The sequence below is a fragment of the Gordonia sp. DT218 genome, assembly GCF_049847105.1.
Taxonomy (GTDB): Bacteria; Actinomycetota; Actinomycetes; order Mycobacteriales; family Mycobacteriaceae; genus Gordonia.
Genome location: NZ_JBNCNS010000006.1, coordinates 76,325 through 89,504 on the forward strand (window position 1 = coordinate 76,325; position 13,180 = coordinate 89,504).

Consider the following 13,180-nt stretch of genomic DNA (forward strand, 5'->3'; position numbering starts at 1 on the left):
CGACCCGTCCGGAGGCTGGAGGGCGACCCGATGTTCCACCTGCACCGCGCCGAACGCACCGACGCGCTCGCCGATGCGCTCGCCGATCTGTTGGGTACTCCGCTGGCGGACCCGATGGCCGCCGAGATCGTGTCGGTGCCCGCGCAAGGGGTGGAACGGTGGCTGCAGCAGCACCTCGCCACAAGACTGGGGACCTCGGGACGCGGCGACGGCGTGGCGGCCAACATCGACTTCTCGTCGCCGGCGATGTTGACCGACCGGGCCGTCGGCGACGCGCTGGCCCGGGCCGGCATCGCGCAGGCGAGGGACCGCAGGCGGGGGCGGTCGACTGCTGGTGATCGATGGCGTCCGGCAGCCCTGACGTGGCCGGTTCTGCGGGTGCTCGACGAGATGATCGACGATCCGCGTCTCGCGGTGCTCGCGCGGCATGTCGGCGCCGACGGCCGTGCCGAGGCCGACGAGCATCGGCGCGGACGGCGGTTCGCGACGGCCCGGCAGATCGCGCAGCTGTTCGACGACTACGGGCGGCAGCGTCCGGCGATGGCGGCCGCCTGGGCTGCGGGCGACGACACCGACGGGGTGGGGGCGCAAATACCGGCAGATCTCGCCTGGCAGCCCGATTTCTGGCGGGCGGTGCGGGCAGAGGTCGGCGAGCCCCATCCGTCGGAATCGCTGACAGAGGTCTGTGCGGTGCTGCGCGAGCACGCGGATGCAACGGATCTCCCGGAACGCGTGTCGGTGTTCGGACCGACCCGGGTGACCGAATCTCTCCTGATGGTGCTCGACGCGCTGGGCGTCCACCGCGACGTCCACCTGTTCGTGCCGCACCCGGGCCCCGCACTGTGGGCGGCGGTCGAGGGCGCGGCCACGCCCTCGACGGTCCTTCGACGTGCCGATCACCGGCCGCCGGTACTCGCGCACCCGTTGCTCGCCAGCCTGTCGCGCGACATCCAGGAATTGCAGCGCCGGGTCGCGCCGGTGGCCGGTCGTGTTCTGCACCATCCGCCGGTCGCCGACATCGGGGCGGACACGGTCTTGACGGCACTCCAGGCCGGTATCCGCGACGACCGGCTCGACGCCGCGATCGTGCCCGCCGACAGTTCGGTGGAGATCCATTCCTGTCACGGACCGGAACGTCAGGTCGAAGTCCTGCGGGATCGGCTGCTGCACCTCTTCGCCGACGATCCGACGCTCGCGCCCCGCGACGTGCTGATCATGTGCCCGGACGTGGAGCGCTTCGCGCCGATCATCCGCGGTGCCTTCGGCCAGCCCGGTCTGGGGCACCCCGCCTTCGAGCTGCGGGTGCGGCTCGCCGACCGCGGTCTGCGGCACACGAACCCGGTCCTCGACGTGGTGGCTGCGGTGGTCGAGCTCGCCGCCGGGCGCGTCTCGGTGGGCGCCGTGCTCGATCTGCTCGGCCGGCCACCTGTCCGGGAACGGTTCGCGCTCTCGGATGACGATCTCGAGATCATCCGGGAGTGGCTCGTGGGCAGCAATGTCCGCTGGGCGATCGACGACTCCCAACGGTCGCGATTCGGTTTGTCGGGCTTCGGGCAGGGGACGTTCGAGGCCGGACTGGACCGCATCCTGCTCGGTGCGGTCGCCGAGGAGGCCGACGGCGAGTGGCTCGACACCGCCCTTCCGCTCGCCGGGGTGGAAAGCACCGAGATCGATCTCTCCGGTCGCTTCGCGGAGTTCATCACCCGGTTGTCGACGACCTTGGGCGATCTGACCGGAATCCACCACCCGGGACGGTGGACCGAGATCCTGATCGGTATCGCCGACACCCTTGTCGCGACCGCATTCGACGAAGAATGGCAACGTGCGCAGGCGATCCGGTCGATCACGGCCGCCTTCGACGACCCGCGCGACGGTCGGGAGCCCGCGCCGACGCCGCTGCGCCTCGGTGACGTCCGCGATCTGATGACCGGCCTGGTGGCCGCCACGCCCACGCGCGCCAATTTCCGTACCGGCGAGCTCACCGTCTGCTCGATGGTGCCGATGCGGTCGGTCCCGCACCGGGTGATCGTCTTGCTCGGTGTCGACGCCGAGGCGTTCCCGCGGACTCGACGCACCGACGGGGACAACATCCTGGGCCGATCGCCCCTGGTGGGCGAGCGGAATCCGCGCGACGAGGACCGGCAGCTGTTCCTGGACGCCATCTGTGCTGCGCAGGAGAACCTGTTGCTCTTCTATACCGGTGCGGATCCCGTTTCCGGACAACGGGTTCCGCCCGCCGTCGTGGTCAGTGAGCTCATCGACACGGTGCGCACCCTCACCTCTGGCTCCGCACGCGGAGACGGGCCCGCCTGCACCCGCGTGCACACACTGCACGGATTCGACGAACGCAATTTCGTCCCGGGTGCGATCACCGGTGTGGACGGGCCGTTCTCCTACGATCGAGCCCTCCTCGATGGTGCGCGCGCCCTCGGCGCGGAGCCGGTGAGCGCCCAGCTGATCTCGGGTATCGCGCTGCCGTCGGAGGAGCCCGACGACGTCGCCCTCGACGCATTGGTGTCCTTCCTGACCAACCCGGTCGAAGGCTTTGTCCGTCAGCGACTCGGCGCGCGTGTGCCCGACGAGGAACGTCCGCACTCCGATCAGCTCGATGTCGAGCTCGGGGCCCTGGACCGATGGGGGATAGGAGACCGGTTCCTGTCCCGGATGCTGGCCGGGAGCGATCTCGCCCGCTGCCAGGCCGCCGAGCTCCGGCGGGGTACGTTGCCGCCGTTCGCATTCGGGACCCGAGAGCTCAAGGTCATCTCCGCGGATGTCGAGGACGTGTTCGCGGCGGCGTCGGCGGCGAGATCCGGTTCGTCGCAGACAACCGACGTGGTGGTACCCCTGCCGGATGGTCGTCGCCTGCACGGCACCATCGGCGACATCTTCGCCGGCACCACCGTCACCGCGACCTATTCGAAACTCCGGGCCAAGCAACGGCTCGGCGCCTGGGTACGGCTCCTCGCCCTCGCGGCGGTCGCCCACGGCGACGGGTCCGCCACCCAGATGCATGCGGCCCTGGTGGTGGCACGCCGGACCGGCCGTTCGGGTGGCGTCGCCCGATCGTTGTTCGCCGTCCCCGACGACCCGCTCGCCATCCTCGCCGACTTGATCGCGCTGCGAGACGCAGGACTGCGTCGCGTGTTGCCGCTACCGCTGGATCCGGCCGCGGACTTCGCCGACCATCACCGTCGCACCGGACGCGTCGACCGGGCACTGCCGGCCGCCCGCAAGGCCTTCGAGGGCGACTTCGGCGCCGGACGGGACCGCTACCTGCGGCTGGCATACACGGGTGATGTCACCTCTGCCGTCGGCTTCGATGCCCTGATCGACGAGCCCATGCCCGACGATCGCCGTTTCTGCGGTCTCGAGCTACCGGGTGACGTGGGCGACCCGTTGTTCGCCGGACTCGCCCGACTGGTGTGGGAGCCCCTCATGGACCACGAGACGATGACATGACCGACGCACCGACAGCATTCGACGTGACCGCGGCGCTGCCGACCGGTACCACGGTTCTGGAGGCGAGCGCCGGCACCGGGAAGACCTACGCGATCGTCGGACTGGGTGCACGGTTCATCGCCGAGGGCGTCCCGATCGACAAGTTGCTGCTCGTCACCTTCAGCCGGGCGGCAACCGCGGAGCTGCGCGAGCGGATGCGCGATCGGGTGTCCGAACTCGTAGCGGCACTGGGTGATCCGGATCGGTGTCGCATCGATGACGACCCGCTTGTCCGTCACCTGGGTGGCGGCACCGACGACGAGGTGACGCTGCGTCGCGAGCGTCTCGCCCGGGCGCTGTCGGACTTCGACGCCTCCACCATCGCGACCACCCACACCTTCTGCAACCGCATGCTCGACGCCCTCGGTTTCCTCGGCGAACGCGACCTCGTCCACGAGATCGTCGAGAACGTCGACGATCTCGTGGACGAGGCGGCCCTCGACACCTACCTCCGCGGCTATGCGGGGGCGGACCGCCCGGAGATCTCGCTGGCCGACGCGACGTCCATCGCACGGGACGCGGTTCGCCAGCCGGCGGCCGCGCTCGCCCCGACGGCCGATGACCTCGATGCCATGACCGGTGACGACGCGACCGTCGCGGCCCGCCGCGTGCGATTCGCGACCCGGGTCCGGCAGATCATCGAAGACCGTAAGCGGTTATCGCGCCTACGTACTTATGACGATCTCCAGATGATCCTGTTCCGGATCGTCACGGATCCGGTGGTGGGACCGGCCGCCTGTGAACGGATTCGGGCGGTCTTCGACGCCGTGCTGGTCGACGAGTTCCAGGACACGGACCCGCAGCAGTGGGAAATCGTCCGGCGTTGTTTCCACGGTCATCGGACGCTGGTGCTGGTGGGCGATCCGAAGCAGTCGATCTACGGATTCCGCGGCGCCGAGATCCTGAGCTATCTGCAGGCGGTCCGATCGGCCGGCACTCTTCGCGCGCTCGACGTGAACCGCCGCTCCGACGGCGATCTGGTCGACGCCCTCGGCAGCCTGTACGGCGGTGCCGAGCTCGGACACGACGAGATCGTGGTGCGCCCGGTGAGTGCCGATCGCACCGGCAGTCGGATCGATGGAGTACCGCCGGTCCGGCTGCGGGCGTTTCCGCGCAAGGCATTTCCGGTCACCGGTCGCAGCGGGTTCGCGGCGGTCGGCGTGGTGCGCGACCGGGTGATCGTCGACGTCGCCGCGGACATCGCGGGGCTGCTGGCGTCGGGCACGACCATCGAGGTCGGCGGTGTGGTGCGCCCGGTCGAGCCCGGCGACGTCGCGGTGCTCGTGACCCTGAACAAAACGATCCAGCCTCTACAGCGGCACCTGCAGGGTCATGGGGTGGCGGCGGTGATCGGGTCGGGGACCAGTGTCTTCCACACCGCGGCCGCGCGGCACTGGCTCGCGGTGATCCGGGCGGTAGAACAACCCGCCCGTGCAGATCTCGTCCGGCTCGCCGCGCTGAGCCCGCTGATCGGTCGCGCCCCGGCAGACCTCGCCGCCGACGACGGTTCCGGCATCGCAGCATTGGCCGAGACCCTCCACTCGTTCGGCCGGGTGTTCGACGAGGGGGGATTCGCCGCGATGTCGCAACGGCTGATGAGTCGCATGGCGGTGGCCGAACGGGTCCTCGCCACCCCGGACGGCGAACGTGCGCTGACCGACCTCGTCCAGGTGGCCTCCTTGTGCAACACCGAGGTGATGGAGAGCGACTGCGGATTGAGCGCGCTGATCGAATGGCTCGCGGATCGCATCGCGGACACCACCCGGTGGCAACGACACGAGGACCAGACCCGACGGCTCGACCGCGACACCCAGGCGGTGCAGATCATGACCGTGCACCGGAGCAAGGGATTGCAGTTCCCGATCGTGTACGTGCCGTTCGCGTGGGACGGCACGCGCAACTCGAACCGTGCGACCTTCACCTACCATGACGATTCCGGCGATCGCATCCTCGATGTCGGCGGCAAGGAGGCGCCCGGATATCAGGCGCGGTGGCGGCGACACGAGAGCGAGGCGGCCGGCGAAGAGTTGCGTCTTCTGTACGTTGCGCTCACCCGGGCCCAGTCTCAGGTGGTGATCTGGTGGGCACCCGCGTACTACACCAAGAACTCCGCTCTGCATCGACTCCTGTTCGGCCGGAAGCCGGGGACAACAGCCGTGCCGGAGAGTTTCGACGTCCCCGACGACGACACATGTGGTCGTGTGCTCACCGGCTACGGCAGCACCGACGGGCCGATCCGCGTGGAGGTCGCCGGGCGGGACGGCGCCGACTCCGCCGCACAGCGCTCACCCGCTCGTGCGCGGGTTGGATTGTCCGTCGCACAGTTCGACCGTGTCATCGACCAGAGTTGGCGCCGCACATCGTATTCGGCGATCGTCGCGGCGGCCGGTCATCATGCCCACCAGCCGCTGCTCGCATCCGGGAGCGAGGCGGCGGACGGTCTGATCGTCGACGAGCCCGTCGAGGAGGTGGATGACGCCGCGGACGCGACGGCGCCGATCGACGGCACACCGTCGCTGATGAACGGCATGCCCTTCGGCGCGGCGTTCGGCACCCTCGTGCACGAGGTGCTCGAATACGTGGACACCGATTCCGCCGACATCACCGAGCACGTGCGTGAGCTCTGCGCCACCGCGATCGAAGGGCGGATGGTGGACGTCGATGCCGACCGCCTGACGACGGCGCTGGTGGGCGTGCTCACCACTCCGTTGGGGTTCGGTGATCTGTGGCAGGTCCGCCCGGGAAGCCGACTCGCCGAGTTGGACTTCGAATTCCCGCTCGCCGCCGGACCGCCGAACGCGACACCCCCGGCAGCGGTCACGATGGGTTCGATCGCCGATCTCATGGATCGTCATCTCGCCGCCGACGATCCGCTCGTCGACTTCGGTGCACGCCTGCGCGAGCTGCCACCCCAACGCGTTCGCGGTTTCCTCACCGGGAGCATCGACTCGGTGCTGCGTACCCCCGACAACCGATTCGTGGTGGTCGACTACAAGACCAATCGACTGCGACCGGGCGACCTGACCGCCGAGGACTTCGGCCGCGAGTCGATGGCAGCTGAGATGATCAGTGCCAATTATCCTCTTCAGGCCCTGTTGTATTCGGTTGCGCTGCATCGATATCTGCGGTGGCGGCTGCCCGGGTACGAGGCGACGGAACATCTCGGTCCCGTGCAATACCACTTCGTCCGCGGGATGGTCGGTCCCGATACCCCGCCCGGCTGCGGTGTTTTCGAATGGCAGGTCCCCGCCGGGCTGGTCGAGGAGCTCTCGGATCTGCTCGGGAAAGGGACCCCATGACCACAACGCGGCAGGGCGGCGCCGGTGGATCGGAGGCGGACGGTTCGTGGCCGGTCCGTGCGGAATTCGATCCCCGCGCGGTCGTCTCCCACGACGGCGCCCTGGGCTCCCTGAACGTACTGGGGCTGCTAGACGCGGCGGACGTCCACGTGACCCGGCGCCTCGTGCAGCTCAGTGGGGGACAGGTGAGCGAGACCGCGCAGATCGGGGCGGCGCTGGCCGTGCGGGCGGTGCGTCAGGGGTCGACCTGCCTGGCCATCGCGCGGATCCCGGAGCTCGTCGCCGACGACGCCGCGATCTCCGGGATGATGCCGTCGTCCGACGAGCTGGAACAGGCGCTGGCGGACAGCGTCCTGGTCCGCGGAGGCGCAACGGGGCCATTGCGGCCGCTGGTTCTCGCCGGCTCCGACGACGGACCGTTGCTGTACTTGCGGAAGTACTTTCGTCAGGAAGAACTGATCCGATCGGTGTTGGGTGAGCGGCGCTCGTCGCGGCCCGGTGTGGACGTCGCCGAGGTGGCGTCGGCGGTCGACGCCGTGTTCGGCCCGGCGGGCCCCGGAGACGCGGATCTGCAGCGCATCGCCGCGCAGATGGCGGCGGTCAGTTGGACTTTGGTTGTCGCGGGCGGACCGGGAACGGGCAAGACGTACACGGTAGCCCGGATCCTGGCGGTCCTCGACCGTCTCGCCGGGGGCGGTGCCCGCATCGGACTGTGTGCGCCGACGGGTCGTGCGGCGGCGCAGTTGCAGGCAGCGGTGTCGGCCGACGACGCCGCACCGCGGTCGGTGCGTGCAGTCACGGTCCATTCGCTGCTGGGCTGGCGGCCGGGTTCGGCACCCCGATTCGGCAGAGGGAACAAACTTCCGCACGACGTCGTCGTCGTGGACGAGACGTCGATGCTGTCGATGACGGCGATGAGCAAACTCCTCGACGCGGTGCGACCCGATGCCCGGGTGATACTGGTCGGCGACCCGCATCAACTCGCATCGGTCGAGGCGGGCGCGGTCCTCGCCGATCTCGTCGACGGCGAGGATGCGACGCCACCCACCCCGATCCCGTCCGGTCTGCTCGACGACGTCATGTCGACCGTCGCCGACCGCGATCGTGTCGAACGCGGTGTCGTCACGCTGCGCCGGGGACATCGCTTCGGGGGCGGCATCGCCCGGGTGGCCGCGGCCATCAACCGCGGGGATGCCGATTCCGTGCTCGACCTGGTCGGCGATCCATCGGTGACCGATGTGACGCTGGTGGCCGCCGATGACCTCGACGACGTGTGTGCCGACGTCGTGACCTGGGGAACCGCGCTTCGCGCGGCAGCGCAGGCGGGAGATGCCGCCGGGGCGCTCGACGCGCTCGACGGTCACCGCGTTCTCTGCGCCCACCGGGAGGGCGTCTGGGGCGTTCAGGGATGGTCGCGCCGCGTCGTCGAATGGCTGGCGGAACTCCCGGACCATCCACCGCAGCTGTTTGTCGACTCGACGTCGCGCCATGCCGGTCAACCGCTCCTCGTCACCGCAAACGATCGGCAGACCGGGACGTTCAACGGTGACTGCGGTGTGGTCGTCCGCACCGGCCGCGCATCGGACACCGTCGATCCCGAGGGGGACGGGCTGCAGGTCGTGTTCCGGCGCGGTGAACACCTCTTCGAACTCCACCCCACCCAACTCGCCGACGCGATCCCGATGTATGCGATGACGATCCACCGGAGCCAGGGCAGTCAGTTCGACGGCGTGACCGTGATCCTGCCGCCGGAGGGGTCGGAACTGCTCACCCGTGAGTTGCTCTACACCGCCGTCACCCGCGCCCGGCGACGGGTGCGGATCGTCGGCTCGCCGGAGGTGCTGGCCGCCGCTGTTGCGCGTCGTGTCCAGCGCGCCAGCGGGCTTCGGTCGCCGATCCGCGTGGCGGAGCCGCCCGAGGGGACCTGATCGGAGGTCGGCAACGATCAGCCGAGGTCGACGCCGCCGGGTACGAGATCACGACGGAGGAAGCACTCGGTCCCCAGCAGGCGACTGCGCCGTTCGGGCGGCAGGCCCATCAGGGCCCTCATGGTCCGGCTGCGATCGAGTTCGGTTCGGTGACAGAAGATCGCATCGGCCTTGCGGTCGCGCCATTGCGCGACGTCGAGCACCAGGTCGACATCGCCCTCGGGAGTTCCCGGTAAATATTCGGGCGGGAGGTCCGCGAACAGATCGTGCTGCACGTCGTCGACCATCCACTGGGCGATCGTGATGAAGTACATCGACCGGACCTGCCAGGCCTCGCCGGTCGATCGGTACAGCCCGCCGGACGCGGCGGCGTCGGCCGCCACCGTGGCCAGCCGATGAGCATGAACGTGGTCGGGGTGGCCGTAGATGCCGACGGCGTCGTAGGTGACGATCGCGTCCGGGCGCAGCCGCCTGATGTGAGCCACCAGCATGCGGACCGGGTCGTCGAGGGGTGCGGAGCAGAAGCGCATCGCCTCCGGCGCCGACTCCGGCACGCGATCGTCGGCATAGCCGAGCATGATCGGCGGCCGGGGCAGCCCGAGTGCTCGTACCGCGTCCACCAGTTCCGCATGTCGCCCGGTGCCCTCCGCCCAGGTGCACGTGACCAGGTCGGCGTCACCGCCACGGGCGATATGGCGGGCGATGGCGCCGCCGGTCCACAGCGATTCGTCGTCGGGGTGCGCATGCACGAACAACAGACGAGGAGGAGACATGCACCTGTCTTCCTGTGGCGGTACTTTCGGCGGTGTGCGGACGGCGGGTGAACAAGCCGACCCACTTCAGAGTAGCCAATCGGTGGATCGGTAATATGCGTCTCCGGCAATGACTCTGACGCGGAGGTTATCGTGAGTGGTCAAACAGAGGTTCGCGAGTTCCAGGCCGAGACCCGGCAGTTGCTGGATCTCATGGTCCATTCGGTCTACTCGAACAAGGACAGCTTCCTGCGTGAGCTGATCTCCAACGCATCCGATGCCCTCGACAAGGTGCGGCTGGAATCGCTCCAGGACAAGAGTCTCGAGGTGGACACCTCAGACCTGCACATCCAACTGGACACCGATCGGGATGCGCGCACCCTGACGGTTCGCGACAACGGCATCGGCATGATCCGCGACGACGTCATCGGCCTCATCGGCACCCTCGCACGATCCGGGACTGCCGAGCTTCGGCGCAAACTCGCGGAGGTCAAGGACGCGGCGGCGTCCGAGGAGCTGATCGGACAGTTCGGTATCGGTTTCTACTCGACCTTCATGGTCGCCGACCGGGTCACCCTCGTCACCCGCCATGCCGGGGACGAGACCGGCACGCGATGGGAATCGACCGGTGACGGCACATACACGCTCGACGAGGTGACCGACGCACCCCAGGGGACGTCCGTGACGCTCGCACTCAAGCCGGTCGACACCGACGATCACCTGTACGACTACACCGACCCCACCAAGCTGCGTGCGCTGGTGAAGCGCTACTCGGACTTCATCGCGTGGCCGATCCGGATGGATGTCGAGAAGGCCGTCCCGGCACCCGAGACCGACGACACGGAGACCGACGCCGCCGCGGCCGAGCCGACAACGGAGATCGTCAGCGAGACGATCAACTCGCAGAAGGCGTTGTGGGCGAAGTCCGCCGACGAGGTGACCGAGGACGAATACCACGAGTTCTACCGCCATGTCAGTCACGCGTGGGACGAGCCGCTCGAGGTCATCACTCTCAAGGCAGAGGGCACCTTCGAATACCAAGCGCTGCTGTTCATCCCGACGCAGGCGCCGTTCGACCTGTTCATGCGTGAACGCAACTCGGGCGTCCAGCTCTATGTCAAGCGCGTCTTCATCATGGACGACTGCGAAGAGCTCATCCCGGAGTATCTGCGTTTCGTGAAGGGTGTCGTCGACGCGGCCGATCTGTCGCTGAACGTCTCCCGCGAGATCCTGCAGCAGGACCGCCAGATCCGGGCCATCCGGCGTCGCCTCACCAAGCGGGTGATCACGACGGTCGCAGACATGCGCACTTCGCGGCCGGACGACTACCGGACGTTCTGGCAGAACTTCGGCCGGGTCTGGAAAGAAGGTCTGGTCAACGACATCGACAATCGCGATGCCGTGCTGAAGGCATCGTCGTTCGAGTCGACCGACTCCGCCGACGAACTCACCACACTGGCCGACTATGTCGCGCGGATGCGCAGCGGCCAGGACACCATCTACTACATGACCGGCGAGACCCGTCAGCAGATCGAGAACTCACCCCACATCGAGGCCTTCCGTGCGAAGGAGGTCGAGGTTCTCCTGCTGACCGACCCGGTGGACGAGATGTGGGTGAGCAGCGGACTGGAGTTCGAGGGCAAATCGTTCACCTCGATCGCCAAGGGAGCAGTCGACCTCGACGGTGTGGACGCGGAGTCGGCCGGCGACGACGCCGACTCGGAAAAGGCCAAGGCGGACAAGGAGAAGCGGACCGAGGAGTTCACCGGCCTGCTGGACTGGCTCGCGCAGACCCTCACCGACGATGTCAACGAGGCGCGCCTGTCGTCGCGACTCACCGAGTCGGCGGCGTGCCTGGTCGGCGACACGTTCTCGATGTCACCGCAGTTGGAGAAGCTCTACCGGGCGTCGGGACAGGAGTTGCCCAAGACGAAGCGTGCGCTCGAGATCAACGCCGACCACCCGCTGATCGCCGGTCTGAACGACGCCTTCCGGGCTTCCGACGATCACGCGTCCCTCACTGCGACCGCGAAGTTGATCTACGGGATGGCGGTGATCGCAGAGGGCGGTGAGCTCGGCGATCCGGCCGAGTTCGCCAAGTTGTTGGCCGGCACGCTCACCGATTCTCTCGGCTCCGACTCCTGAGCGCTCGGATCGGCCGGCATGAGCGGCGCGGTCACGCGCGGTGAACCAGGTCCGCCAGCGGGTGTTCCGACGGTAGATCGAGCAACAGTCCGACGCCGTCGAGTGGCTCGCCGTGGGGGGCCTCGACGGTGGCACCGGGCGCTGCTGCGCCGAGCACATCGACGAACCGTTCCCGGATGCGCTCGTTGTGGGTGAGCACCTCGCCCATCCAGCTGACCCGGGCGGCGTCGTCGGGCCGGTGTCCACTGCGGCGCAGTGCCGCCGCGACCGACGCGGCGAGTTCGGTGGCGGCCCGGTCGTTGATCTCGATCGCGACCCGGTCGCCCGCGCGTGCCGCATCGTCGACCGCTCTCGCGAATCCGGCGGTGCGGCTCACGCGGCCGGGATCACCCTGCAGCACCATGTAGAGCTCGGGTAGGGGTCCGAACCGGTCGAGCGCCGCCGACTCGAGTTCGGTGTCGGGACCCCGGCCGTCGAACGAGCGCAGCGCGGCCTCGAGGCCCGCCCGCCCGATCCAATAGGCGCTGCCGGCGTCGCCGACCAGATGCCCCCAGCCGTCCACCCGCGCGGTCCCCGCGGTGCCCACCCCCAGCGTGACGACCCCGGTGCCGACCGCCGTGACGGCACCGAACGCGAGACGATTGGCCGCGAGATACGCCGACACCGAGTCATGGGTCAGCGCGACCGAACGGATACCCAGATCAAGGACCGCTTCCCGAAGCTCTTCCGGGCGGGTCGCATCCGGGGTGAGACCCGAGACGCCTGCCGCGAGTTCGTCGACCGAGGTGCCGGCTTCGGCGATGACTTCGCTTGCCGCGCGGGCGATCTGCGGGACCACCGGGCGGTCGGTACGGATGGGTCGGGTCCGGTGGTCGCTGCTCGACGACGGACCGACGATCCGCACCCGCGTCCCGGTCTGACCGCCGTCGAGCAGGATGCGTTGCGCCATGACCGTCCGATCTCCCGTGGCTTCTCGCCGGCACGTTGTCACCGGCGCCCATGGGCCAAGCTACCCGGCCACCCACCCGGTTCCAACGGTGTGGGCCGGCGTCAGGCAGCCGCGTCGGTGGGAACTGTTAGCGCGATCAGCTCCACATCGTTCGCACGGTGGATCGGATGCAGGATCACGCCGTGACGGGCGGCATCCGCGGTCAGGATCCGGGCCCAGCCCATGTCGTCGTCGGTCACACCGTCGTTGCCGGGGCGCGTCAGAAGCAGCGCGACCGACAGATCGGGGAGCTGTGCGACGGCCTCGCCGAGGCGGCACATCAGGAGGTCCGAGATGGACGGATCGGGGCGCGCGGGAATCGGTAGTTGATTGAGCGCGGGGGTCTGTAGGTGGTCGGCGTCGACGAAGGTGAACCAGAGCAGGATCTCGGAGAACCCGAGGGGCTCCATCAGCAGGCGCCATCGTCGGTGGAGATCCACGGCCGAGTGGATGGGGTCGTGGGCGGTACCGGCGTCGGGTCTCGGAGACTTGTCGTGTGTCATGTCGCGATCATTCCCCCGATGGCTCGGATGTGAGTTCGGCCATCCACAGGGGTTCTCGGCCTGTGGA

The 13,180-nt window shown here is 68.7% G+C and carries 7 protein-coding genes; 4 read left to right on the top strand and 3 right to left on the bottom strand.

Going from position 1 to position 13,180, the window contains the following annotated elements:
- Positions 1-30 precede the first annotated feature (30 nt).
- The 3 genes from recC to recD are packed head-to-tail and all read left to right on the top strand — an operon-like array spanning position 31 to position 8,725.
- Positions 31-3,459: an exodeoxyribonuclease V subunit gamma gene (recC, locus tag ACPXCG_RS20915; protein ID WP_425794100.1), complete on the top strand. Its 3,429-nt coding sequence runs from the start codon at positions 31-33 to the stop codon at positions 3,457-3,459.
- Positions 3,456-6,797, top strand: a complete 3,342-nt coding sequence (locus ACPXCG_RS20920) for a UvrD-helicase domain-containing protein (RefSeq protein WP_425794102.1) — start codon at positions 3,456-3,458, stop codon at positions 6,795-6,797. Before recC ends, ACPXCG_RS20920 begins: the two co-directional genes overlap by 4 nt.
- Entirely contained in the window at positions 6,794-8,725 is a 1,932-nt protein-coding gene (gene recD / locus ACPXCG_RS20925) for an exodeoxyribonuclease V subunit alpha (protein ID WP_425794103.1), read from the top strand. Before ACPXCG_RS20920 ends, recD begins: the two co-directional genes overlap by 4 nt.
- A gap of 17 nt (positions 8,726-8,742) precedes the next feature.
- On the opposite strand, the gene ACPXCG_RS20930 is transcribed toward recD, so the two are convergent.
- Complete coding sequence (locus ACPXCG_RS20930) at positions 8,743-9,498, bottom strand: PIG-L family deacetylase (protein ID WP_425794104.1); 756 nt, start codon at positions 9,496-9,498, stop codon at positions 8,743-8,745.
- Positions 9,499-9,630: 132 nt separating this feature from the next.
- On the opposite strand from ACPXCG_RS20930, the gene htpG reads away from it, so the two are divergent.
- Positions 9,631-11,622 (top strand): molecular chaperone HtpG, encoded by a 1,992-nt coding sequence (htpG, locus tag ACPXCG_RS20935; RefSeq protein WP_425794105.1) that lies wholly within the window; start codon positions 9,631-9,633, stop codon positions 11,620-11,622.
- A gap of 31 nt (positions 11,623-11,653) precedes the next feature.
- Here htpG and ACPXCG_RS20940 read toward each other — a convergent pair whose 3' ends face one another.
- Together ACPXCG_RS20940 and ACPXCG_RS20945 are read right to left on the bottom strand one after the other, a co-directional pair.
- Positions 11,654-12,571 (bottom strand): N-acetylglucosamine kinase, encoded by a 918-nt coding sequence (locus ACPXCG_RS20940; protein WP_425794107.1) that lies wholly within the window; start codon positions 12,569-12,571, stop codon positions 11,654-11,656.
- 101 nt (positions 12,572-12,672) lie between these two features.
- Positions 12,673-13,113: a hypothetical protein gene (locus tag ACPXCG_RS20945; RefSeq protein ID WP_425794108.1), complete on the bottom strand. Its 441-nt coding sequence runs from the start codon at positions 13,111-13,113 to the stop codon at positions 12,673-12,675.
- Between the last annotated feature and the right edge of the window lie 67 nt (positions 13,114-13,180).

What these genes read in the sequence shown, in the direction of transcription:
- recC (WP_425794100.1), top strand. Translation starts at nt 31, where the DNA reads ATGTTCCACCTGCACCGCGCCGAACGCACCGACGCGCTCGCCGATGCG.
- ACPXCG_RS20920 (WP_425794102.1), top strand. Translation starts at nt 3,456, where the DNA reads ATGACCGACGCACCGACAGCATTCGACGTGACCGCGGCGCTGCCGACC.
- recD (WP_425794103.1), top strand. Translation starts at nt 6,794, where the DNA reads ATGACCACAACGCGGCAGGGCGGCGCCGGTGGATCGGAGGCGGACGGT.
- ACPXCG_RS20930 (WP_425794104.1), bottom strand. Translation starts at nt 9,498, where the DNA reads ATGTCTCCTCCTCGTCTGTTGTTCGTGCATGCGCACCCCGACGACGAA.
- ACPXCG_RS20940 (WP_425794107.1), bottom strand. Translation starts at nt 12,571, where the DNA reads ATGGCGCAACGCATCCTGCTCGACGGCGGTCAGACCGGGACGCGGGTG.
- ACPXCG_RS20945 (WP_425794108.1), bottom strand. Translation starts at nt 13,113, where the DNA reads ATGACACACGACAAGTCTCCGAGACCCGACGCCGGTACCGCCCACGAC.